A 22379-nucleotide genomic window follows, 5' to 3' on the forward strand; every position below is an offset into this window, starting at 1 on the left:
CTACGGCGCGTTCACGAACTTCGGCAGGGTATTTCTTGGGCATGGTTGCTATCTTTCTCTCGAAAGACAGCGGCATCAAATCAGGGACGGTTCACAGTTCCTCCCATCCTAACTCGCAGGTCCCACGCTTCGAGAGCAGCCACTAAAGCCTTGTGATCGTTGCCGTGGACAGGATATTCAATCGTTTCGATACCAAGGCTCGACCACTTATTGCGCTCTTTATCAGCGTCGGTGCTCGTCCCATCTTGTTCTTTCACCCCCATGAATGCATATCGAGAAGTTCTCGACGGCAGTCCCAAGGCAAGGTAGCGCATGATGGGATCCTCATGACTGTAACCAACAAAAAGAACTGTAAATTTCTGGAACAGTTGCAGCAAAAACCTTGTTGCCCACGCATCCGTAAGGTATGCCCGCCCGAAATCTCTGTCTGTCAGGACTAAATACCGAGGGTTCCTCTCGGTCGAGCCATGTAAGTGAACGATGCCAGTAAAATCATGTCCTAACGGAACGGCCGGGCCAGCCCAAATGTCGAGTTCGTCATTTTTGGATACAGTTGATAAATGTCTATCAAAGTTTGTCGTAACTAAGCGAGGCTGATCCCTAGATAAGGCAATCCTCATCAGCGCAGCATGAGTGCTATTCGGCTTCGATTCTTCGCGTTCAATGAGATCACGTGTATGTCGATGGACGTCGAAGCCGTCAGGCAGGGAGCCCAAGAAGTAGTCTAGTCCGACCTTACTGTTGAATGGTTCTCCCGCTAGCCTTGCGAGTTCTTTAGCCAATGCTTCAAATGAAGGAAGACTCGAAGGTGCACCCATTGAAGCACCCGCACCAATAAAGAGAACTAATTCACCGTTTTCGTGGTCATCAATAACTTTCTGGGGAAGATTGACCTCGCTCGTGATCCACACTGCCAGTTACTCCTCTTATGTCGTTAGGATGAAACACACGCATAAATTGCTCTGTTTCGGCATGACTCTGAACGATCGTAGCAACTCACTATTAGTTCTCAGTGTCAAAGTCGGTTGATCCTATACAGTCTTTCAACCTATAGGTTGCAAGATGTCTCACGGACCTCCACTACCCCGGTGGAAAATCCTTGGAAAATCAGCAGTCTAAAATTCTCGCAACTGAGTATCGCAACTAATGACGTAAATTCATGTCTACACCATTAGTTGCGAGACACTTCTTGAAGGACCGATGACCAAACTGATCGGCTACGCCCGCGTATCCACCAAGGCCCAAGACGCCGACCGACAGATCCAAGACCTGCTCGCCGCCGGCATCCGACGCGATGACCATATATATCGATCATGGCCAATCCGGAGCACTCGCCAAGCGCCCGGGATTGGATAAAGCGGCTCTTAAAACTTAAGCGTGGTGCAGAGTGTTCAGCACGGGCGTAGCCCTGCCGTATATAACAGTATCCGAAGGCGGTAATGCGCATGGTTCCGATAACCCCGGCCAATGCGTTTCAAGTTCTTCGCCGTCAGATTCGCTGCCTCACTCCTGGCGTTCGTCAATCTGGTTCTAACGAACACCAGCAACTCCCTGCGCCATCCGGCCAACGTCCGGAACAGCGACTTCGCCTCAACCATTGTTGTTGCTCGCACGGACTTTTCCAGCACCGCCCACCGGGATTGGAACTCATGGATATTCGTAGCTTTCAATAGTTCCCGCACATGCTCCTTGATCGCATAGATCACTGGCGAGTTCCGGGTCTGATTCCAAGATCAGCTTCAACCGTTCAACCTGCTTGATCGACAAGTTCTCCAGATTGCAAGTCAATAATTTCCGGTACTTGTAAGCCGGATCAGCAGCCCGGCCACGACGATCAAAGACTTCGTGGGAGCGACGTCGGCGGACCTGGGTGATCATCAGATTCGCCCGCTGAATCACGGGGAAATGATCCACGCTAACCTTTACCTTCGGCAGATTCTCCCGCACCGCCTTGCGGAACTCCGATGACATGTCGATCGCGACGTACTGCACCCGTTGGCGCCAATACCGTGGCCGATTCTTCAGCCACCGTTTCACCGCTGTGCCGCGGCGTCCGTCCACGATATCCAGAATCTTTCCGGTATCCAGATCAGTAAACACAATCGACCACGGCTCAATCCGCACTACTTTCCCGGTCCGGCCCCGTGCGTAGCGGACTTTGCGAAACCGGTGCTCATCAATGCCGAGCCGGCGGATGAACATGCGGTCCACGTCCCCGACCAGTTCACCGATCGTGGTTAGCCGGGCCATGACCGTAGGCCAAGACACCCCATGCGCGGCAGCGACCCGGGACACTGCCCTGAGTTCGGAACTCATCTCGTCCACGAACTGTTGGGAGAGTCGTGTGGTGATCCTGGCCCGGAACGGGAGTTGCTCGGTGGTTTGAACGAATGAACGGCGATCGCAGGCAGATTCCTGGCAGGCCATACGGCGTTTGCGCACCAATACCTGCAGGTCGGTGCCGCCGACTGGCACGTCCTTCACCCGATGTATTGGTCTGGCCTGGATTAGTTGAGTGAGCACTCCACAGGCGGGGCATGCTGCTTCGGTAGCTTTGGGCTCGATAAAGACTTGTCGTCCGTCTGCTTCGTGGGTGGCGCTGATGACGCGGTAGTCATTGAGGTTCAACAGAATCGACGCAGCATCGATTGGCCCGGTATCCTTGAACACGGCTCGTAGTTCCTTGCTGATGTATGTCTAGACAACACTCATCTTCGCAGAGGACTGCGGGCCTTACTTCTTTTTCGGGGTCACCACGCTAAAACTTGAAGAGCCAGTTTTCCCGGCGGCCGGGACTTCTACGAGAACGTGGGCGGCCCGATGGGGCTGGATGGATCGGTGGTGATGGCCGCGATCCGGGCGCCGGCCCGCTGGGCGGTGCGGACGCTCTGGACCACGCCCGCGGTGGTTCCGGATCCGGAGGCCACGAGCAGCAGGTCCCCCTCGCTGATGGCCGGCGTGGTGGCATCCCCGGCGACGTGCACGGCCAGGCCCAGATGCATCAGGCGCATCGCCGCCATGCGCAAGGCCAGCCCGCTGCGTCCGGCGCCGGCTACGAACACCCTCGGTGCCGCGCGCAGCCGCGCTGCGAGCTCGATGACCTGCCGCGGCTTCACGCCCCGCACTGTTGCCTCGATCTCCGAGTGGACCAGGTCCATGGTGTCCAGCACGTCCTGCTGGGATATCGCTTCGGTGAGGGGTTCGGCCATGGTGTTCATGCCATTCCTTTCGACAGCGCCTCCCGGCGGACCGGATCGGCTTTGATGGGCATGAGTCAATCCTCCGGCCAGAAAGGGGTGGCCGCTACGCCATTTACAGGCAGTTGAACCTATCCTTTCGGATAGTGGCTGGTCCCCGGAGCTGCGATACACTCGCCTGCATGAGCATTCTGGACTCCTCTTTCGTCCCTGGCCTGCAAGCTGCCGCACCGGCACCTGGGGTGCTCGAATCGATCGCGCTGCTGGCCACGGCTGCGCTGCCGCAGATCGCCGTTCGCCTCCGTGATGCCCTGGCTCCGGAAATCCGTTGCGCGGCCTTGGCCATTTTCACCGAGGAGTGCACCGATAGGCCCAGGAAGCTCGCCGGCGACCAGCGCATCACGGATCTGGTGGGCATTGCGGAACTGGATTCGATCCGCGGTTCCCATCCCGGTGAGAACCGCTGGAGCGAGCGTGCCGAGATCGGCGGTGCTCCGCGGGAGATTCTCGCCCTGCGCTACCCGCCCAGCAACGCGCTGCTGGTGCTCATCGAGCCCCGCCCCGCCGGTGGCCAGCCAGAGATGATCGGATACCTGTGGAATCTGGCCGCCAACCGGATCCGCGAGAAGGTGGCCGATGCCCCTCCGTCCTATCAGCGGGAATCGCGCGCGGTCTCGGCAGAGCGTGTCCGGGTCACCGGCGAGCTGGTGGAACAGTATGCGACGAGCCTCAATATCCTGCTGGCGACCTTGCGCTCCACGCAATTGGACGATGCGGCCGCGCGCGTTGCCGCCATCGACCTTGCGGCCAAGACCCTGGTCGGGCTCAAGACCGTGGATGACCGCACCAATAGCAGCGTGGAGGAACCGGTCGCTTCGGTTTTCACCCGCTTGCGCGACGACCTGCGCCCGTTGACCACTTTGAGCGGTGTGGACCTGCAATTCGTCGAACCGCCCAAGAACGGCAGGGCGCTGCCCGGAGAGGTGGCCCATGCCGCCCGTGCCATCGTGCGCGGACTGGCCCTGGCGATGATGGAGCAGGAAGACATCCAGCGGATCCGGGTGCAGTGGAACTGCGACGGAGAGAATTTGCTGATCAATGTCCGCGACGATGCACGGGGCAGCATCGATCCCTCCGCGGCGGCCTTGAACCGCCTCGTGCGGCGCGTGGAGGCGTTGAACGGACTGATCGAGATCGAGGTCATGGGCGGATCGGGCACGGAAGTCTCGGTGAGGCTCCCGCTGGACGCCCCGCCGTCAGACGCGGCGGGCATCGCCGAATGGAATCTGGGTGGCCGGGAATTCGAGGTCCTGCAGTTCCTGGCAGCGGGGCACCGCAACCGGGGTATTTCGCAGGCGCTGGGGATCAGCGAGAACACGGTGAAATTCCACGTGCGCAATCTCTTCAAGAAGATGGGCGTCAGCTCCCGCGCCCAAGCTGCCGCGCTGGCGCATAGCCATGGGGTGGCCAGCTCCACGTAGCCTGCCGGCATTGATGCACGCCGACGGCTGACAGCGCTCTTCGCCATGATCCGTCGCGTGTCGATTTATGATGTACCGGAGCAGGAAATTGCTCCACGGTCTCCAGCCACGGCCCACCGCCCTTCGGGCAAGCAATGGCAGGCATTATCCCGACGGTGAATCCAAGCTCTAGCAACTATGGGCAACGAGGTGCAGGATAGATTCCATGGATCCACAAGATGCTTTGATTCTTCCTGATGTCACCGCTTGGCGCGCGTGGCTCGACGAACACGAAGAAACCAGCGATGGCGTTTGGCTGGTAGTGGCAAAGAAGGGAACGACTTCCCCCACGTCGCTTGCTGTCGCACAAGCATTGCCCGAGGCGCTTTGCAGCGGATGAATCGATGCCATCCGTCGCAAACGCGATGAGACGACCTTCCTCCAGCGCTACACTCCCCGCCGGAAGAACTCTGTCTGGTCCCAGAAGAACACTGAATTCGCCCAGGAATTGATTGATCAAGGACGCATGCGGCCACGGGGCTTCGCGGAAATCCAGAAGGCCAAGGAAGATGGACGGTGGGAGCGTGCCTACCAAGGCCAGGCCACCGCCCAGGTTCCTCCGGATTTGCAAGAAGCGCTGGATCGCTCGCCCGTGGCGGCCAAGAACTTTGCGGCCTTGAAATCCCAACCGCGCTATCACATCCTGCATCAGCTGATGATTGCCCGAACGGAGAAAACGAGGACCGCCCGCTTGGCCCGATTCGTTGCAGAACTTGAGCGAGGTCCGGAAGGCTGATCCTTGGTCCGGTCCAGCACTACGCGGATGGTGCTGCTGAGCGCTAGCTTCTGGAACGGTATATCGCTTCGGCGATCATGGCGCCGGCTTGCAGAATCGCTGCCGCAAGAATGACTAGCGCGGCTGCAGTGGCCCCTCCAAGAATCAGCATGACTACTCCGACAAGGCCCAAGGTCCAGGCAGTGAACATTGCTCCTGTAGTCATTCCCAGTCCGGCCTGTCGAGTTTTCTTCACGCTCTGAGTCATATCGCCAGTTTAGACGCAAGGCTGAGCTCTGGGGAAAATGGTTTCGGGAACTGATCATTTTCGCGGGGGCCTTGGTACCGTGGAATTCAACGCCCGGGCAACCCCGGCAAAATCTCATCTCACGATTGGACTCATGGTTTGCGTGTATTAGTTCCGTGGCAGAGCTTGGTCGACAGCATGCAGATTCCCGGGGTCGAAACCGTCTTGTGGAATATCAATGATGGCGAGCCTCCAGCAGCTGATGTGCTCGTTACCGAGCGGCCGTTGGATCCTGCGCATCGCTCGCGAGTCAGCAGAATCCCGGGGCTCAAGCACGTGCATCTGCTATCCCTCGGCTACGAGTGGGTGCTGGGGCATCTCCCCGGCGAAGCAGTCTTGTCGAATTCCCGCGGCGCGGTGGAAGACTCCACCGCTGAGCACTGCCTCGCCCTGGTACTGGCCGCATTGCGCGAGCTCCCTGCGGCCATGGCCTCGCAGAAAGAGCAGGAATGGCCTCGCTTGTGGACGTCCTCGCTTTTCGGCTCCAATGTCGTGGTGCTCGGAGTGGGCGGTGTTGGCGCAGCCACTATTGAACGGCTCAAAGCTTTCAAACCAGCCAGAATCACCGGAGTCGCCAGTTCCCCGCGAATCCTGGATGATGGCACCAATGTCGTCGCCCTGCGCGATGTAGCTGAGCTCCTGCCTGAAGCCGATGTCGTCATCTGCACTCTGCCGCATACACCCCAGACCCAAGACCTTATTGATGCAGCATTCCTCCAGCGCATGCGCGACGGCGCACTGCTGGTGAATGTCGGCCGCGGCCCTATTGTGAACACCGCGGATCTGCTCGACGAGCTGCGCTCGGGACGCCTGCGCGCGGCTTTGGATGTGACCGATCCCGAGCCGTTGCCCACGGGCCATCCCTTGTGGACCGCGCCGAACTGCATCATTACGCCGCATATGGCTGGTGATACCTCGGAATTCATGCGGTTGGTGTCGGATTTGGCGGCGCAGCAAGTTCAGCTGCTATCCACCGGTTCGGCACCGCACAACATTGTTCGCCGCAACCTTGGCTAGGCCCTGCTTGCCGCCAAGGAACGCTCGACAATCTCGTGAACCTTGTCGACGGTAACCGGAGCCAGGGTAACGCCGAGGGGTCCATGCCCCGCGGCTACTGTCAGGTTCTCGTATTTGCGTTGCCCGATGATCGGCACGCCGCTTGCAGTCATCGGCCGGGCGCCCTGCCAACGGCTAAGTTCCGGCAAATGCCTAAGCTCTGGCAGCAATGCTTCCGCGCCCTGGCGCAGGGCTGAAATATCCGAATCAGCTGGAACTGCATTGCTCATGCCGCCAAAACGCATTCCGCCCGTAATTCGCACACGTCCAGGCATTGGACTGATAACCACATGATCTTCCATCCCCATCAAGGCACGACTAACCAAGCGGTCCTGATCTTCCAGAGTCACCGACCAGCCGTATCCAGGCTCAACTGGCACACTGACTCCCAAGGCCTTGCCGGTTTCACGGCTGGAGGCTCCCGTTGCCAAAACAACGTGTCGCGCCGAGACCCTCCCGGAATCAGTGATCAAGGTGTGCAGGTTGGATCCGGTAGCTTCGTGGTCGATGACCTTCGCACCTACGACCTGGGCTCCATGGTCAATGGCATCTTGCAACCAACGCCTTGCGGCTTCTTCAGGATCCAGGAAACCTTCGTTGGAGAACCAGATCCCGCTGGCAACTGCATCTTCTACCCCGGCCTGCAGATCAACGATTTGCTCTCGATTCACAACATCGCAGGTCGCACCAGCCGCACGCATGCGCTGGGCATCCGCATGCAGGCGTTCGGCATTGCCCTCATCCGTGGATAGCCACAACCAGCCTTGCTCTTGCATGCCGAGATCCAATCCGTCTTCTCTCAGCTGCTGGTATCGTTTCTGGCTCAGTGTCGCCAGGCCATGGAGCTTCGCTGTATCCCTTTTGACACGTCCCGGCCTGCAGTTCAATGCAAAGCTGGCCAAGAACTTCAATGATTCGAACCCCAATGGCTTCGCAAACGTCACCGGGGCATGCTGGCTGCCGAAAGTTTTAATGCCCTCCCACAAGTTCCCTGGAGTGGACATCGGAGTCGAATAGCTCGGGACGATGAGTCCTGCATTGCCCAGGGATGAACCGCGTCCCGGCGCGGGATCAATAACCACCACATCCAGCCCGTCTCGGCTCAGCCGGCTGGCAATTCCTGCGCCGATTATTCCGGCACCAATAACTGCGACGTCAGCTCGTTCTAGGCTCATTCTTGCTCCTGCGCTACGTTTCCTTGCTGGCTAGATGGTTAAATCATCACGCCAGCACCCATCAGTATTGTGTTATACCTTACACCTTATTTAGTATCCTGCCTGCGGATACAGCCACACTTCCCGCCAGGCGGGCACACTGCCATGAGGGTTTGCTCGAACGTGGTAAACAAGTAGATATGACTACGAGCAACCACACTCCCTTGAGGGCGATCAGCCTGCGCGAACAGGCCCGAAACGCAATTCGCACCTCGATTGTCATGGGGCAAATACAACCGGGAAACGTGGAAAGCGTTGTCAAAGTTGCCGCCGAACTAGGGGTGTCAATTACCCCGGTCCGCGAAGCTGTCATGGATCTGGCAAACCTGGGAATTGTGGAAGTCATCCGCAACAAGGGATTCCGCGTACCGGTCCTGACCGAGCAAGATCTGGACGAGATTTTCAAGCTCCGCACCATGCTGGAAGTTCCAGCGATGCGCGAAGTCGCCGAAAATTTCCATGGCACCGATCCGGAGCCATTCAAGACGCTGGCTGCTGACATCATTCTCGCAGCCCGCGAAGGCGACGTCCGCAGATTCCTGGACAGCGACCGCAAGTTCCACAAGGCACTCTTGGAGACCCTCGGAAACCATCGCCTGGTGCAGACCGTCGAGCAGCTACGCGACCAGGCTCGCATGCAGGGCCTGCAGAAAATGGCTGACCATGGTGACCTCACGGAATCCGCCGAAGAGCACTTGGAGATTCTGGCAGCCATTGCCGCAGGAGACGGCGATCTGTCCGCCGAACTAATGACCCGCCACCTCGCGCACAGCCGCGGCATTTGGGCCGACCGCCCCGAACCTCAAGCTACTTAGGGCGTCCGAACCCGCCATTCAGCCGGGGCGCCCATGGGTGCCCCGGCTGAATTTCATTGGACTCGAATCACGTTTTGTGTAATATATAACATAGAAGTGATGCACGCTACAGTTGCGTCTTGGACATCGGATATCCCGATCCCCAACAATCTCGAGGACTCGAATGAAAACAAAGATTTCAGCACCTCAAATGCTTGTTATCGGCCTGACGCTATTTGCGATGTTCCTAGGCGCCGGCAACATCATCTTCGCCCCCTTGGTCGGGCAGCAAGCCGGCAAGTCTTCCTTGGTGCCCATGAGCGCGTTCCTCCTGACTGGTGTCGGCCTGGTGCTTCTGGCGATCATCGTTTTGGCTAAGGCCGGCGGTCGAGTTGAGCCGCTTTCGGACCGCGTGCATCCCTGGTTTTCCAGAGGCTTTTGCGCGCTCTTGTTCCTGGCTCTCGGCCCTTTGTACGTAATCCCCCGGACAGGTTCCGTGGTGTACGAGATCGCTCTCAAGCCGCACCTTGACTTATCAGACGACGGCGCCCGCTGGATGCTTCTTGCCTTCTCGGCCGCATTTACCGCGTTGACGATCTTCCTCTCCCTCGACATGGGAAAGCTGGTGGCGCGTCTGGGAAAATTGATTACTCCCGTTTTCTCCGTGCTGCTGCTCATCATTATCGGCAAGTCATTCCTCACGCCGATGGGCGCCCCGCAAGATCCTATTGAACCGTACCTTTCCAGCACATTCCTCAAAGGTTTCACCGAAGGCTACTTCACCATGGACGCGCTGGCAGCGCTCGTATTCGGTGGCGTCTTCATCCAATCCATAAAAGCCATCGGGATTACTGAGCCTCGTGCTATTACCGAGGTCTTCATCAAAGCCGGCGTGATCACTGTCATCGGCCTGTCCTTATTGCATATTTCGATGGCTTGGATCGGCGCAACCAGCGTTGAAGCTATCGGACGCTTCGACAACGGCGGCGCAGTATTGGCCGAGTCTTCCCGCTATCTGCTGGGGACCGGCGGCGTCATTGCCATGGGCGTCATTGTTCTCTTGACTGGCATCACCACGAACATCGCCTGCCTGTCTTCCGTATCTGAATATTTCAGCAACATCACTCCACGAGCAAGTTACCGGCGCTGGGTATATATCTTCGGGCTGGCCGGGTTGCTATTCACCAATTTCGGACTGGAAACCGTTCTGGAAACCGCTATTCCGCTGCTGATGTTCCTGTATCCCCTGTCGATTACCTTGATTCTCCTTGTGATGCTCAACCGGTTCTTTTCCGGATACCAGTCCGTATACATTGGCGCGATCTTGGGCGCGGGGCTGATCGGCCTATTCGATGGAATCAAATCCGCAGGTCTTTTTGTTGACGGCTTCGACAACGCCTTGGCTTTCATCCCGATGTTCGCCCAAGGCGGCGGTTGGATTATCCCGGCCTTCGCAGGCGGCCTTCTTGGCTACCTGGTCGCTCGGCTTCGCGCAGAACCAAAGCGTGAGTATCCAGAAGCTCAGCGGAACACTGCGAGCGAACCGCAACAAGCTGTGTCAAATTCCTGACGTCGTCATAACAACAGAAACGAGCATCCATGAACCTCACTAAGCAAGTTTCACCTGTCTGGTACACATCCGAGCAAGTTGCGGAAGCTGTCAGTCCTGGCCGCGCGCGCGTACTTCTAGAAAATGCCTTGCGGGACGGCTTCGATCCAGCGACAGATCCTGATCGCACAGGCATCGCTGCCGGAAGCGGCGAAATGCTGCTCATGCCCTCGACCATCGGCGAATGGTCGGGTATTAAAGTAGCCACCGTTGCCCCAGATAACCCGGGCAAGGGGTTGCCCCGAATCCAGGCGAACTACATTCTGATGGACGCCGAGACATTGTCCACCCAGGCATTGCTTGAGGGCGCGATGCTCACGGCTTTGCGCACACCAGCAACTTCGGCCGTAGCAGCTAAGCATTTGGCCCCGTCAGGCCCATGCACGCTCATGGTCTTCGGAACCGGGCCGCAAGCTTGGGGACATATAGAAGCCATGTCGGAAATCAGGGAAATCACCGAGGTCATCATCTCGGCTCGCAATCGCGAACGAGTCGATGCATTGGTGGCGAAAGCCAAGGATTTCGGACTGGCTGCCAGAGCTGGGGAAGCTGGCGACGTTGCCAACGCTCAACTCGTGGTGTGCGCGACAAGTGCAAGCGAGCCATTGTTCGACGGATCGCTTGTCCAGCCAGGAGCATGCGTTATCGCGATGGGTTCACATGTGCCCGAGTCGCGCGAGCTCGATGGTGAATTGGTTGGCCGCTCATTGGTAGTGGTAGAAGATATCGCTACAGCTCTGCGTGAAGCTGGCGATGTCATTCAAGCCATCGCTGAAGGCACCTTGCTGGCCGATGACCTGGCCACCATCGCCAATCTGGTGCAAGGCCAATTCACCCGGTGCGATGACCGGCCTAACATCTTCAAGGGCACTGGGATGTCCTGGCAAGATCTGGTGGTTGCTGTCGGCGTTCACGAGCACTTCACCAATTAGGCGACAGCGAAGAGGGATCCCGTACCGTTGGGCAGTTGCGCATACATGCGCAACTGCCACGGCACTGGACGTTCGTCGCCCCGAAACGAAGTTGCACCAATTCGCGTGGCTTCTCTTGCTCGATCGCCTAGGCTAGTTCATACGATGGAAACTAGAGCACAGACACATCAGACCGGCGGCCGCGACCGCGCGATCGCCGAACGGAATCGCACCGGTGAAGATGAGTTCCGCGTAGACATTGAGCGCATCCGCTTCTCCCCGTACTTCTCCCGGCTGTCCTCGGTGACGCAGGTGATTCCCCAGGCGGGTTCAGGCACCCTGGTCCACAACCGATTGACCCATTCGCTGAAGGTTTCGGCGGTGGCCCGTTCCATCGCCATCGGCCTCCGAAGGCGTGACGAACCTACTAGGCGACTAATCTCCGACTTAGGAGGGTGCGACCCGGTAGTTGTCCAAGCAGCGGCAGCCGCCCACGATCTGGGCCACCCGCCTTTCGGGCATCTGGGAGAGCAGGAACTCGACCGGGTCGCCCGCGATACCTTGGGGCTTCCCGACGGATTCGAAGGCAATGCACAGACCTTCCGGATCCTCACCGCCCTCGATAGCTGCGATGCCACACCGCGCGGCATGAACCTGACTCGCGCGGTTCGCGCGGCAGTGCTCAAATACCCCTGGACGCGCAATGAATGGCGCAGCCAGGCCCCGGTCGCTCCAGAGCTGCTCCCCCGCGGCGTCGGCGCGAATCCGGCTGCTGGCGCCATGAAGTATTCGGCCTACGATATCGAGGCCGAGGAAATGGATGACGTCCTGTCGGTCTTCCCGGGCATCGGAAAATACCAGCAGACGCTGGAAAGCTCGGTTATGGATATCGCCGACGATATCGCTTACGCGGTTCATGACCTCGATGATTTCTATCGCGCTGGCATTTTGCAATACACCAGCGTCTCCGCTGAACTGCGGGCGTGGCTGGATCAGTCCGTGCGCTTCCAAGCCCTGAAGGCTCCAGAGCTGGACCAGCGGCAGCCGGGCCACGCGCTGGAAATTACGTGGCGCCATGTCCTGGCGAAGGATCCCTGGATTGCCAATCCAGACGCATTCCGCGCCTCGGTGCAACGGGTCGGCCATGACCTCGTCGATGGCTTGCTCGCAGTTCCCTACGACGGCGGCCTGCAGGCGGACCGTGCGGTTACCGCCTTCACTCGGCGATGGATTGACCGGTTGCAGGAATCGATCACCGTTGAACGCTCGCCTAATGTGCGCAGCGGCCATATCCGCTTGAGCGATGAAGCATGGCATGACGTCGTAGTACTCAAGTTCGTCCATGCCCGCTTCGTCTTGGACCGTTCAGATCTGGCGGTATACCAGCGCGGGCAAACGCGAATTATCCGTTCCCTGGCAGAAGGCTTCAACACCTGGCTCAATGATCCGGAGGATGCAGGGCGTGCACCGCGACGGTTGCTGGACTCGGTGGAAGCTACCACCGAGGAATACCGCCAGCTGCGCGAGAGCACCCCGGGGCTGTTCTCGCAGTCCGGCCCGCAAGAGATCCAACGGCTGGGCCAGGCCCGGGCCATCGTCGATTACATTGCTTCCTTCACCGACGCCCAAGCCGTCTCGTTGAATTCGCTGCTAACCGGCACCTCGGACAATCTCTGGGAAGCCGGGCGCGGACTCTAGCGGCCGGGTGCGGCATGTTTCATGCCGCAAGAGCCTGCTGGGACAGCTCCTCGAGAACGATCTTTGTCATCATTGACTGTGTCAGTTGCGGATTGATCCGGGCGCTGAAATGCCGCGACATCAGGATGGCCATCCGGTTGGCCGCTTCGTTGTGCCGATTTCCATCGTGGCCTCGAACCCAGTGGGCTCGGGTGCGCCCGGTACGAAGTTCAAGACTCTCGCGCAGCTCATGATGCACCTTCACAGTGCGCTGCCGTCCTTGCACAAGATCATTGACCGCTTTCACCAGGGCACGGCTGTCGCTGAAAATGGTCAGGACCGAATCGAGCGGGGCGTGGGTCAGCGCCAGCAGGGCGCCTGTGGTTTCTGCCAGCAAGGTGTCCTGGACGTAGTGCTTCGGCGAAATTGCGCAGGCCCAATGGCCTTGCGAGGTCACCATCGCTCCAGCGCTGCGGAACTTCCTGTTCCGCGGCACCGAACCGTCTGTATAGGCAATGACTGGAAGGTTCGCCGTGTAGTCCTGTACCAGCGGGGCCAGCGCCTGGCTATTGGCCTCGTTGGCAACGCCCAGATCCAGCCCGAATTGCCACGACGGATTGAGGCAGAAAACGGGATTCATCGATAATTCTGCCATTCCGAGGTCGTCATAGTCCGGGACCAACAGGTCGATCGATGACGGCTGCGAGATTTTGCAGGTACCGGAGAACTCCGCGATAGCCTGCAGGATGGCCTGGTCCAATTCCCCGTTGACAGCAGTACCCGTGAGAGTCAGCAAAGGACGGTTCACGAAATCGCACAAAGTCAGCGCAAAATCGAAGTGGAGACCGTGCGTGCTTCGCTGGGCGAGGTGCTTTTCCTCGACAATCCGCTCCGCAAATGGAACGTACTGCTGCTTCTTCCCGTAGGCATCTCGAATGAACGCTGAACGTTCGAGAACGGCGATCAGCCGTGAAGGCTGCGGCTGCCGCTGTGCACCGGCCAATCTCCGCACGCCATCCGGATCGAGCGCAATGGGCATCTGCGGACGTGGAACTGACACCAGCATTGAGATTCCTCCTGCCTATTTTGTTGATGTCAGGCGATCCTATCGACTGGCACCTACGATTTAGCCCCGGGTCTGAATGTTCTGGTGCTGGCACCTGGTGAGGATATCGCGGACTTCGGTTTCCATGGATCGGCCGTGTTACTCCGCCTGGTAGCCAGCGCCGGTCTCGAACAGGCCGAGGCGAGCCAGCGGCGGATCGAGCGACAGGATCTTGGCCGAGGTGGCCAGTACCAGCATCGGAAACGGGTCGGCCAGCTAGTCGTGCAGCGCGAAACATATTGAATAGTGGATTCTTTTGCCAAAAGGATTCATTGAGGAATACGCCCCGCAAGTCGAACTCCTGATCGGGCATATCCGTTCAAGCAAGGCATTTATCTGCCGTGTTAAATTCCTTGATCGCCACTCATTTTCACGAGTGGCGATCAATGGCATCGGTTCAATGACCGAGGCCTGAAGTTTACCGAGGTCTGAAGCTTAGAGACCCAGGCTGCGGATAAGTTCTACCAAGGCTGCAAGAAGTTCGCTCAACATCAAATTACCTCATTCATTTTCGTCTTATCTATGTTTCGTGTTGGTACGAGTGACTCGTTCCGACACGTATAACACTAACTCAACATAGTTCTGACAAGAGCAAATTTAGAGAATATTAGAAACTTTTTACACGGAAGCAATGTACGATTTACATTAGAATTCTTGACTGCCGTACCAGCGACTGCTACTTGCCAGTTGGTAACCAGCTCGCATTGCCTCCGACTTGCCCTATGGATACTGGCCTGCCGCCAGAATTCATGCAATCACTCCCCTCGCCTTAATGGCCCGGGCAATTTCCTGATAACGGAATTAACCTGTCCACTGTCAGCTCCAGGGAATTCAGGAATCACCGGGGGAAATCGCAAGTTGCTGCCGCGCTAGTGGAACAACCAGCGAGGAACTGACGACCGAGGCTTCATCGCGCGTTAAAGCAGCTGGCCCCAATCCTCACTGAGGATTGAGGCCAGCTGATTGGCTGCAAGGACTACTTGGTCAGCAGTTCAAGAGCCTTGTTCAGGGTTGCGCTTGGGCGCATGGCCGCTGCGGTCTTGGCTTCGTCTGGGCGGTAGTAGCCACCCAGCTCGACAGCCTTGCCCTGCACCTCGGCCAGCTCGGCAACGATGGCTTCTTCATTCTCGCCCAGTGCCTTGGCAACTGCGGAGAAGGCCTCGGCCAGTTCTGCGTCCTTGTCCTGCTTTGACAGCTCTTCAGCCCAGAACTTGGCCAGGTAGAAGTGGCTGCCGCGGTTATCCAGCTCGCCCACCTTGCGCTTAGGCGACTTGTCTTCCAACAGGAAGGTGCCGGTTGCAGCGTCGAGGGTATCGGCCAGCACCTGGGCGCGGGCGTTGCCGGTGGTCACTGCCAGGTGCTCGAAGGAAGCGCCCAGTGCCATGAACTCGCCCAGCGAATCCCAGCGCAGGTGGTTCTCGTTCACCAGCTGCTGCACGTGCTTCGGAGCCGAGCCGCCGGCACCGGTCTCGAACAGGCCGCCGCCAGCCAGCAGCGGAACGATCGAGAGCATCTTGGCCGAAGTGCCCAGTTCCAGGATCGGGAACAGGTCGGTCAGGTAGTCGCGCAGCACGTTGCCGGTCACCGAGATGGTGTCCTCGCCCTTGCGGATGCGGTCGATCGAGTACTGGGTCGCTTCGACCGGGGACAGGATCTCGATGGTCAGGCCCTCGGTGTCGTGCTCCTTGAGGTACTCGTTGACCTTGGCGATCAGCACTGCGTCATGGGCGCGGTTCTCATCGAGCCAGAAGACAGCCGGGGTCTGGGAGGCGCGGGCACGGTTCACTGCCAGCTTCACCCAGTCGCGGATGGCTACATCCTTGGTCTGGCAGGCGCGCCAGATGTCGCCAGCGAAGACCTGGTGCTCGATGAGCACTGCATCGTTCTCGTCGACGATCTGCACGTGGCCATTGCCAGCGATTTCGAAGGTCTTGTCGTGCGAGCCGTATTCCTCGGCCTTCTGCGCCATCAGGCCGACGTTCGGCACGGTGCCCATGGTGGTCGGGTCGAACGCGCCGTTGGCACGGCAGTCGTCGATGGCGACCTGGTAGATGCCTGCGTAGGAGGAATCCGGGAGCACAGCCAGGGTGTCTGCGGTGTCGCCCTTGGCATCCCACATCTTGCCGCCCAGGCGGATCATGGCCGGCATCGATGCGTCGACAATCACGTCCGATGGAACGTGCAGGTTGGTGATGCCCTTGTCGGAATCGACCATGGCAACTGCCGGGCCCTCTTCCAGGCCCTTGGCGATCAGCTTCTCGACGCCGGCGCGCACCTCGTCGGACAGCTCGTCCAGGCCGCCGAGGATGGCTGCCAGGCCGTTGTTCGGGTTCAGGCCGGCTGCTGCCAGCTCGTCGCCGTAGGTTTCGAACAGCTCGGAGAAGTAGGCCTTCACCACGTGGCCGAAGATGATCGGGTCGGAGACCTTCATCATGGTGGCCTTCAGGTGAGCCGAGAACAGCACGCCCTCTTCCTTGGCGCGGGCCACGGAGTTCTTCAGGAACTCGGACAGGGCCGCGGCGTGCATGACGGTGCCGTCGATGACTTCGCCGGCCAGCACGTCGAAAGGCTTCTTCAGGACCTTGACTTCGCCGTCTTCGCCGACGAAGCGGATCGAGATCTTCTTGTCCGCGTCGATGACTACGGACTTCTCGTTGGCCGCGAAGTCGTCAACGCCCATAGTGGCCACGTTGGTCTTCGAATCAGCGGCCCACTCGCCCATGGAGTGCGGGTACTTGCGAGCGTAGTTCTTCACGCTCAGTGGTGCACGGCGGTCCGAGTTGCCCTCGCGCAGGACCGGGTTCACAGCCGAACCCTTGATCTTGTCGTAGCGTGCGCGGACGTCGGTCTCTTCATCCGAGGTCGGGTTATCCGGGTAGTCAGGCAGTGCGTAGCCGGCAGCCTGCAGCTCGGCGATGGCAGCCTTCAGCTGCGGAATCGAAGCCGAAATGTTCGGCAGCTTGATGATGTTTGCATCCGGGGTCTTGGCCAGGTCGCCAAGTTCTGCCAGAGCATCACCGATGCGCTGCTCTTCGGTGACATAATCCGGGAAGGTAGCGATGATGCGACCAGCCAGCGAGATGTCGCGGGTCTCAAGTTCCACACCGGCGGTCGAGGCGAAGGCCTCCACGATTGGCAGGAACGAGTGGGTCGCCAGCATAGGCGCTTCGTCGGTGTGGGTGTAAATAATCTTTGCCATAGGTGTGGCGTCTCCCTGAACGTCGTGCGGAAGCGGTGTTACCGCCCTGAACTCAACGTTCCAAATCTACCTGATTTTGCTCTGCACCACACTTTGCGGCAGCGGGAAATACGCGCGGCAACGCCGTTTATTCACCGAAATGCCGGGCTGGACAGCCTGCAAGCAGTTCGTCACATTTAAGTTAATCAGCGATAACTCAACAGAGTTATTCGCTATTCGGCTCTTCCGCCGGCCAGCGCTTCGAGATTCGCCATGGCCTCATCGAAGAGCTCAACTGGATCTGCAGGCTCCCCGGCGCTTTCCGCCTGGCCGAAGCTCTGCCAGGCCACGCGCCAGAGGGCGGCCAAGGCTTCGCCAATCATCAAGGCTGGCATGGCCGGCACCAGCCCGCGGCGGCGCAGCTCCTGCGAGGTGGCAGCGCAGAAGGCTTGATCTTGCCGGGTGATGGCCAATAGCAGCTTCGGCTCCGTGGCAATCAACCGGGAAATGCGCCGGTATTCATTGCCGCGGATCTCGGCAACAAGGATTCGGCGGCATTCGTTGGCCAGCAGCCGGAAAATCTGCGCGCTCGTGGATCCGTCAGCGATGGGGCATTCGGTCACGGCCTGGATCAATTCATGCTGCGCCGGCACCATGGCCGCTTCCCTGGATTCGCAGTAGCGGAAGAAGGTCCGCTCGGAAATGCCGGCCCGGGCAGCGATCTGCCCCACGGTCACCGACTCCAGGCCCTGGAGTTCCACCAGCTCCAGGGTTGCTGCCCGGATGGACTGGATCGTTGCCTCTTTGCGTTCCTCGCGAATCCCCATGGCGCTCTCCGATGCTCCGGACTGCCTGTACTGCGCAGGCCTCGTCCACCAAATTTGTTTCCTGTCACAGTCTGACAGATTCACTTACGAAAAAGTGGCAGAGTGTGACAGTATTTAGCGGTTGACACTCCACAGGAAGAAGACTTCGTGACTACAAATCCCCCTAGAACCAGCGCCAAGCCAAGCGCGGCGCCCGCCGGGCAACTCTCCACCAAAACCCTGACAGGCATCATCGCCTCGCTGGCCCTGGCCGCTTTCATGATGATCCTGAACGAGACCGTGCTCACGGTAGCGCTGCCCGGCATCATGCAGGACATGGGCATTTCGGCGTCCACCGGCCAGTGGCTCACCACCGGATTCCTGCTGACCCTGTCGGTCGTCATCCCCACCACCGGCTTCCTGCTGCAGCGCTTCGCGCACCGGTCGCTGTTCTTCTTCGCCGTCATCAGCTTCATCCTCGGCACCGTCATCGCGGTGCTGGCGCCGAGCTTCGGCTTCTTGCTGCTGGCACGCGTTATCCAGGCCGTTGGCACGGCCATCGTCCTGCCCTTGCTGATGACCACCACCTTGACGCTGGTGCCCGTCCACCAGCGCGGCACCATCATGGGCCTGAACTCGATCGTCATCGGCGTCGGCCCGGCTATCGGGCCTACCGCCTCGGGAGCCATCGTGCACGCATTGGGCTGGCACTACATCTTCATCCTGATGCTGCCGATCGCCGTGGCGGTCCTGGTACTGGGCGCCATCTTCTTCAAGATCCCTTCCAGTGCACGCAAGATCAAGGTGGATTCCGCTTCGGTGCTACTTTCCGCCTTGGCCTTCGGGTTCCTGGTGTACGGCATTTCCAGCATCGAGCATGCCGCGGATAACGCCACGATGATGATCGCAAGCTTCGCCATCGGCTTGGTGGCCCTGGCACTGTTCATCATCCGCCAGGTCAAGCTGGCCGCCAGCGGCCGCGAACTGCTGAACCTGACCCCGTTTGCCTCGCGCAGCTTCAGCTTCGCGATCGCGATGATCATGATTGCCTTCGGCACCCTGCTCGGTTCGCTGATGATTGTGCCGATCCTGCTGGAATCCGGGCAGGGCGTCGACTCGCTGCAGATCGGCATCATGCTGCTTCCCGGCGGACTGGCACAGGCCATCGCCTCGCCGATTTTCGGGCGGATCTACGACAAGCGCGGTCCGCGCCCGGTCCTGATCCCCGGCGCCGTGTTCCTGGCCGCCGGTCAGTGGATGTACGCCACCGTGACCGCGCAGACCGAATTGTGGATGTTCATGCTCTGCCACATCATCTTCTCCATCGGCTTGGCGTTACTGATGACCGGTCTGATGTCCTCGGCGATGGCTTCGGTGGATCCGCGCCTGTTCGGCCACGGTTCGGCAATCTTCAATACCGCGCAGCAGCTGGGCGGTGCCATCGGCACCACGGTCTTCGTGACCGTGATGTCGCTGCTGTCAAAGGTCCAGCTGGACGCCGGATCCGAGCTGGCCGAGGCCTTGTTCTCTGGCGCGCATATCTCGTTCATCGTCGGCGCCGTGCTGGCCACGATCGGGATCGTCTTCGCCTTCATGATCAAGGGCGAGAAGCCGCACGCGAATCACTGAGGCGCCACTTCGGCGTTGCTGGCCCTCAAGGCCTGGATGCCCAGACGCTGACCTCCGGGAAAGCGGCAGGCGTCCCGGATAAATATAGTGTTCAGCCCGAGCGGAGGAATTCCTCCGCTCGGGCTTCATTTGTCCTTGGAGGCACCCCGGGCTGTCGGCCGCTTCCTTGTCCGTTGGGTTCTGGACAGTTGCATGGCTACGGCGACCTCATAAGTTCCCCCAACGCGAGGCTGGCCACGAAACCGCCTGGTCCGCGATCTTCAAGCAGCGACCGCGGCTTGGGCACAACTAAATTCTTGAGAAGTTGGTTTTGGGGTGCCGCTACCCCTTGTCCGGCCCTCGGACCGTGCCGAGAACCGATCCGCGTTCTGCCCATCACGGCCTTCTCGCCTTGCCTGCAAGGTGATAGCTTGAAGGCCAATCAGGGAAAACCAGAAGCCTTGGTCTTCCTCATCCCCGGGTCACCGGGCAGCCAGACAGGGGACACAACATGGCAGCATTGCCGGAAACCGATATGAGCGATCTGGCCATTGCCTCGCGGGCAGTGCTCAGGCCGATCTCCCGGATTGCCGAGGCGGCCGGAATCCCGCAGGACGCGCTGGAGCCCTACGGCAAGTACAAGGCCAAAATTGATCCTGCCCTGCTGCCGGCCAACGGAAGCCGACCCGGAAAAGTCGTCCTGGTCAGCGGCATGTCCCCGACACCGGCAGGGGAAGGCAAATCCACCATGGTGGTGGGCCTGGGCGACGCGCTGGCGGCCACCGGGACCAAGACCATCATCGCGCTGCGCGAGCCCTCAGTCGGCCCGAGCTTCGGGATGAAGGGCGGAGCCACGGGCGGAGGCCAATCCCAGGTGCTGCCCATGGACGAGATCAATCTGCATTTCACCGGGGATTTCCACGCCATCACCAGTGCGAACAACCTTCTCATGGCCATGCTCGACAACCACCTGCAGCAGGGCAACGAGCTGGGCATCGACCCGCGATCCATCACCTTCAAGCGGGTGCTGGACATGAACGACCGCGCATTGCGCCACGTGGTGATCGGCCTGGGCGGTACCGCCAACGGGGTGCCGCGCGAAACAGGCTTCGAAATCACCGCTGCCTCCGAGGTCATGGCTGTTTTCTGCCTGGCCACCGGGCTGGCGGACCTGCGCGCCCGGCTGGGCAGGATCACCGTCGGATACACCTACGCCAAGGCCCCGGTCACCGCCCATGACCTGGGCGCGGCGGGTGCGATGGCGCTGCTGCTCAAGGAAGCCATCAAGCCCAACCTGGTGCAGAGCATCGGGGGCACTCCCGCGCTCATCCACGGCGGGCCCTTTGCCAACATCGCCCACGGCTGCAACTCGGCCATCGCCACCAACACCGCCCGCGCACTGGCCGACGTGGTGGTGACCGAAGCCGGCTTCGGCACCGATCTGGGCGCCGAGAAATTCATGGACATCAAGGCCCGCTACGCCGGGTGCCCGCCGGACACGGTGGTCATTGTCGCCACCGTCCGCGCACTGAAGATGCATGGTTCGGTGCCCAAGGATGAGCTGGGGGAAGAAAACGTCGAGGCCGTGCGGGCCGGGCTGCCGAACCTGGAACGCCACGCCTCGATCGTCTCGAAGTTCGGTATCCAGCCGGTGATCGGCATCAACCGCTTCACTACGGATACCGATGCCGAGCTGGAAGCGGTCACCGGCTGGGCAAAACAGCAGGGCATTGCCTGCGCCATCGCCGATGTCTGGGGCCAGGGCGGCTCCGGAGCAGGCGAGCTGGCCGACATGGTACTGCGGACCATCGGGGAACCGGGCAATTTTGCCCCGCTGTACGAGCTGCAGCAGCCGGTCGAGGACAAGATCCTGGCCCTGGTGCGCGGCGTCTACGGGGGCGAAGGCGTCGAGTACTCCCCCAAGGCCCGGCGGATGCTCCAGCAGATCCACGACAACGGCTGGTCGCATCTGCCGGTCTGCATCGCCAAAACCCAGTACTCCTTCTCCGATGACCCGCAGCTGCTAGGCGCCGCCAGCGGCTTCACCGTGCAGGTCCGCGAGCTGATCCCCAAGACCGGTGCCGGATTCATCGTGGCCATCACCGGGGCGCTCACCACGATGCCGGGACTTCCGAGGGTGCCAGCGGCCCTGCACATGGATGTCGACGAGCACGGCAACGCCATCGGACTGTCCTAGCGGCCGGGCAAGGCCGCGGGGATCGCCGGCGTGCCGGGATTCCACGGCGGGCGAACATGGTAATTCCCTGATCGCACCGCTTTTCGCCACGATTCACGGCTAGGCTATGTGAACCAGCACCCGATAGCTGGCAATCAAGCAAGGCACGGATGAAGGGAAATAACCATGGGAACCGAAAACCACGACGAAACCACAGGTCCAGCTCAGACTCCGGACCCGGAGGGCAAGAACACTACTGTCCCTGATCCGGATGCGGCCCAGAACGCGCCTATTCCGTTCGGGCATGAAGATTCCGACGGCGAAGAAGGCCAGTAGCCGCACCGCCAGCCACAAGACCTGCCCGAGGCCAGGATTCCGCAAGGATTCCTGGCCTCGGGCTTTGCTATTCCACGTGCAAAACGCCTAATCAGAAGACAGATAGGAACACCGCTCCAGCAGAATTCCTGGAAGCGATACTCAAAAACCCTGCCAAGATTGTTGAACAA

Annotated in this window: 18 protein-coding genes and 3 pseudogenes; 12 read left to right on the forward strand and 9 right to left on the reverse strand. The window is 59.8% G+C overall.

Translation table 11 applies throughout. The annotated features are described in order from the left end of the window. Window positions 1-80: 80 nt before the first annotated feature. Window positions 81-911, reverse strand: a complete 831-nt coding sequence (locus ACIOTL_RS15730; RefSeq protein WP_400343517.1) for an SIR2 family protein — start codon at window positions 909-911, stop codon at window positions 81-83. Window positions 912-1200: 289 nt separating this feature from the next. Here ACIOTL_RS15730 and ACIOTL_RS15735 point away from each other — a divergent pair. Beyond that, window positions 1201-1360, forward strand: a pseudogene (locus ACIOTL_RS15735) (recombinase family protein); the annotation flags it as partial. A 31-nt stretch (window positions 1361-1391) separates the two neighbouring features. Here the strand turns inward: ACIOTL_RS15735 and ACIOTL_RS15740 are convergent. Both ACIOTL_RS15740 and ACIOTL_RS15745 read right to left on the reverse strand, forming a co-directional pair. Continuing rightward, window positions 1392-2670, reverse strand: a pseudogene (locus ACIOTL_RS15740) (ISL3 family transposase). Window positions 2671-2819: 149 nt separating this feature from the next. After that, window positions 2820-3158, reverse strand: a pseudogene (locus tag ACIOTL_RS15745) (SIS domain-containing protein); the annotation flags it as partial. 221 nt (window positions 3159-3379) lie between these two features. Here ACIOTL_RS15745 and ACIOTL_RS15750 point away from each other — a divergent pair. From ACIOTL_RS15750 to ACIOTL_RS15760, 3 genes are all read left to right on the forward strand, one after another. Next, entirely contained in the window at window positions 3380-4678 is a 1299-nt protein-coding gene (locus ACIOTL_RS15750; RefSeq protein WP_400343519.1) for a LuxR C-terminal-related transcriptional regulator, read from the forward strand. Window positions 4679-4883: 205 nt separating this feature from the next. Then, entirely contained in the window at window positions 4884-5057 is a 174-nt protein-coding gene (locus tag ACIOTL_RS15755; protein ID WP_400343521.1) for a hypothetical protein, read from the forward strand. A 126-nt stretch (window positions 5058-5183) separates the two neighbouring features. Further along, window positions 5184-5453: a YdeI family protein gene (locus ACIOTL_RS15760; RefSeq protein ID WP_400343523.1), complete on the forward strand. Its 270-nt coding sequence runs from the start codon at window positions 5184-5186 to the stop codon at window positions 5451-5453. 43 nt (window positions 5454-5496) lie between these two features. Here the strand turns inward: ACIOTL_RS15760 and ACIOTL_RS15765 are convergent, their stop codons facing one another. Further along, window positions 5497-5700, reverse strand: a complete 204-nt coding sequence (locus ACIOTL_RS15765; RefSeq protein WP_400343526.1) for a hypothetical protein — start codon at window positions 5698-5700, stop codon at window positions 5497-5499. Window positions 5701-5838: 138 nt separating this feature from the next. Here ACIOTL_RS15765 and ACIOTL_RS15770 point away from each other — a divergent pair, with 138 nt between their 5' ends. Continuing rightward, on the forward strand, window positions 5839-6756 hold the full coding sequence (locus tag ACIOTL_RS15770; RefSeq protein ID WP_400343529.1) for an NAD(P)-dependent oxidoreductase: 918 nt from the start codon (window positions 5839-5841) through the stop codon (window positions 6754-6756). Here ACIOTL_RS15770 and ACIOTL_RS15775 read toward each other — a convergent pair. Beyond that, window positions 6753-7970 (reverse strand): NAD(P)/FAD-dependent oxidoreductase, encoded by a 1218-nt coding sequence (locus ACIOTL_RS15775; RefSeq protein ID WP_400343531.1) that lies wholly within the window; start codon window positions 7968-7970, stop codon window positions 6753-6755. The two genes, ACIOTL_RS15770 and ACIOTL_RS15775, sit on opposite strands and share 4 nt — an antisense overlap. Before the next feature lie 179 nt (window positions 7971-8149). Here ACIOTL_RS15775 and ACIOTL_RS15780 point away from each other — a divergent pair, with 179 nt between their 5' ends. The 4 genes from ACIOTL_RS15780 (at window position 8150) to ACIOTL_RS15795 (ending at window position 13021) form a co-directional block, all read left to right on the forward strand. Then, on the forward strand, window positions 8150-8824 hold the full coding sequence (locus ACIOTL_RS15780; RefSeq protein WP_332731548.1) for a GntR family transcriptional regulator: 675 nt from the start codon (window positions 8150-8152) through the stop codon (window positions 8822-8824). 163 nt (window positions 8825-8987) lie between these two features. Then, window positions 8988-10373 carry a branched-chain amino acid transport system II carrier protein gene (brnQ, locus tag ACIOTL_RS15785; RefSeq protein WP_400343534.1) on the forward strand — a complete coding sequence of 462 codons (1386 nt, stop codon included), beginning with the start codon at window positions 8988-8990 and terminating at the stop codon, window positions 10371-10373. 29 nt (window positions 10374-10402) lie between these two features. Continuing rightward, the gene (locus ACIOTL_RS15790) at window positions 10403-11344 is read left to right on the forward strand and encodes an ornithine cyclodeaminase family protein (RefSeq protein WP_400343535.1); all 942 of its coding nucleotides are present in this window, start codon (window positions 10403-10405) and stop codon (window positions 11342-11344) included. Window positions 11345-11488: 144 nt separating this feature from the next. Continuing rightward, window positions 11489-13021: a deoxyguanosinetriphosphate triphosphohydrolase family protein gene (locus ACIOTL_RS15795; RefSeq protein WP_400343538.1), complete on the forward strand. Its 1533-nt coding sequence runs from the start codon at window positions 11489-11491 to the stop codon at window positions 13019-13021. A gap of 19 nt (window positions 13022-13040) precedes the next feature. Here ACIOTL_RS15795 and ACIOTL_RS15800 read toward each other — a convergent pair whose 3' ends face one another. The 4 genes from ACIOTL_RS15800 to ACIOTL_RS15815 all read right to left on the reverse strand — a co-directional run bounded on the left by ACIOTL_RS15800 (window position 13041) and on the right by ACIOTL_RS15815 (window position 18110). Next, complete coding sequence (locus tag ACIOTL_RS15800; protein WP_400343541.1) at window positions 13041-14066, reverse strand: RNase H family protein; 1026 nt, start codon at window positions 14064-14066, stop codon at window positions 13041-13043. Window positions 14067-14204: 138 nt separating this feature from the next. Then, window positions 14205-14321 carry an NADP-dependent isocitrate dehydrogenase gene (locus tag ACIOTL_RS15805; protein WP_400343732.1) on the reverse strand — a complete coding sequence of 39 codons (117 nt, stop codon included), beginning with the start codon at window positions 14319-14321 and terminating at the stop codon, window positions 14205-14207. Between the two features lie 760 nt (window positions 14322-15081). Beyond that, window positions 15082-17304: an NADP-dependent isocitrate dehydrogenase gene (locus ACIOTL_RS15810; RefSeq protein ID WP_400343544.1), complete on the reverse strand. Its 2223-nt coding sequence runs from the start codon at window positions 17302-17304 to the stop codon at window positions 15082-15084. A gap of 212 nt (window positions 17305-17516) precedes the next feature. Continuing rightward, a complete protein-coding gene (locus tag ACIOTL_RS15815; protein WP_400343547.1) occupies window positions 17517-18110 on the reverse strand; it encodes a TetR/AcrR family transcriptional regulator in 594 nt (197 codons plus the stop codon). Window positions 18111-18257: 147 nt separating this feature from the next. On the opposite strand from ACIOTL_RS15815, the gene ACIOTL_RS15820 reads away from it, so the two are divergent. The 3 genes from ACIOTL_RS15820 (at window position 18258) to ACIOTL_RS15830 (ending at window position 22209) form a co-directional block, all read left to right on the forward strand. Next, the gene (locus tag ACIOTL_RS15820) at window positions 18258-19718 is read left to right on the forward strand and encodes an MDR family MFS transporter (protein ID WP_400343549.1); all 1461 of its coding nucleotides are present in this window, start codon (window positions 18258-18260) and stop codon (window positions 19716-19718) included. A gap of 490 nt (window positions 19719-20208) precedes the next feature. Beyond that, window positions 20209-21894: a formate--tetrahydrofolate ligase gene (locus tag ACIOTL_RS15825; RefSeq protein ID WP_400343552.1), complete on the forward strand. Its 1686-nt coding sequence runs from the start codon at window positions 20209-20211 to the stop codon at window positions 21892-21894. A 165-nt stretch (window positions 21895-22059) separates the two neighbouring features. Beyond that, the gene (locus ACIOTL_RS15830) at window positions 22060-22209 is read left to right on the forward strand and encodes a hypothetical protein (protein ID WP_181149023.1); all 150 of its coding nucleotides are present in this window, start codon (window positions 22060-22062) and stop codon (window positions 22207-22209) included. The last annotated feature ends 170 nt before the right edge of the window (window positions 22210-22379 follow it).

The organism is Glutamicibacter sp. NPDC087673 (assembly GCF_044743255.1).
Classification (GTDB): domain Bacteria; phylum Actinomycetota; class Actinomycetes; order Actinomycetales; family Micrococcaceae; genus Glutamicibacter.

Excerpts from the sequence above, each read along its gene's own strand:
- ACIOTL_RS15750 (WP_400343519.1), top strand. The coding sequence starts at position 3,380 with ATGAGCATTCTGGACTCCTCTTTCGTCCCTGGCCTGCAAGCTGCCGCA.
- ACIOTL_RS15755 (WP_400343521.1), top strand. The coding sequence starts at position 4,884 with ATGGATCCACAAGATGCTTTGATTCTTCCTGATGTCACCGCTTGGCGC.
- ACIOTL_RS15760 (WP_400343523.1), top strand. The coding sequence starts at position 5,184 with ATGCGGCCACGGGGCTTCGCGGAAATCCAGAAGGCCAAGGAAGATGGA.
- ACIOTL_RS15765 (WP_400343526.1), bottom strand. The coding sequence starts at position 5,700 with ATGACTCAGAGCGTGAAGAAAACTCGACAGGCCGGACTGGGAATGACT.
- ACIOTL_RS15775 (WP_400343531.1), bottom strand. The coding sequence starts at position 7,970 with ATGAGCCTAGAACGAGCTGACGTCGCAGTTATTGGTGCCGGAATAATC.
- ACIOTL_RS15780 (WP_332731548.1), top strand. The coding sequence starts at position 8,150 with ATGACTACGAGCAACCACACTCCCTTGAGGGCGATCAGCCTGCGCGAA.
- brnQ (WP_400343534.1), top strand. The coding sequence starts at position 8,988 with ATGAAAACAAAGATTTCAGCACCTCAAATGCTTGTTATCGGCCTGACG.
- ACIOTL_RS15790 (WP_400343535.1), top strand. The coding sequence starts at position 10,403 with ATGAACCTCACTAAGCAAGTTTCACCTGTCTGGTACACATCCGAGCAA.
- ACIOTL_RS15795 (WP_400343538.1), top strand. The coding sequence starts at position 11,489 with ATGGAAACTAGAGCACAGACACATCAGACCGGCGGCCGCGACCGCGCG.
- ACIOTL_RS15800 (WP_400343541.1), bottom strand. The coding sequence starts at position 14,066 with ATGCTGGTGTCAGTTCCACGTCCGCAGATGCCCATTGCGCTCGATCCG.
- ACIOTL_RS15810 (WP_400343544.1), bottom strand. The coding sequence starts at position 17,304 with ATGGCAAAGATTATTTACACCCACACCGACGAAGCGCCTATGCTGGCG.
- ACIOTL_RS15815 (WP_400343547.1), bottom strand. The coding sequence starts at position 18,110 with ATGGGGATTCGCGAGGAACGCAAAGAGGCAACGATCCAGTCCATCCGG.
- ACIOTL_RS15825 (WP_400343552.1), top strand. The coding sequence starts at position 20,209 with ATGGCAGCATTGCCGGAAACCGATATGAGCGATCTGGCCATTGCCTCG.
- ACIOTL_RS15830 (WP_181149023.1), top strand. The coding sequence starts at position 22,060 with ATGGGAACCGAAAACCACGACGAAACCACAGGTCCAGCTCAGACTCCG.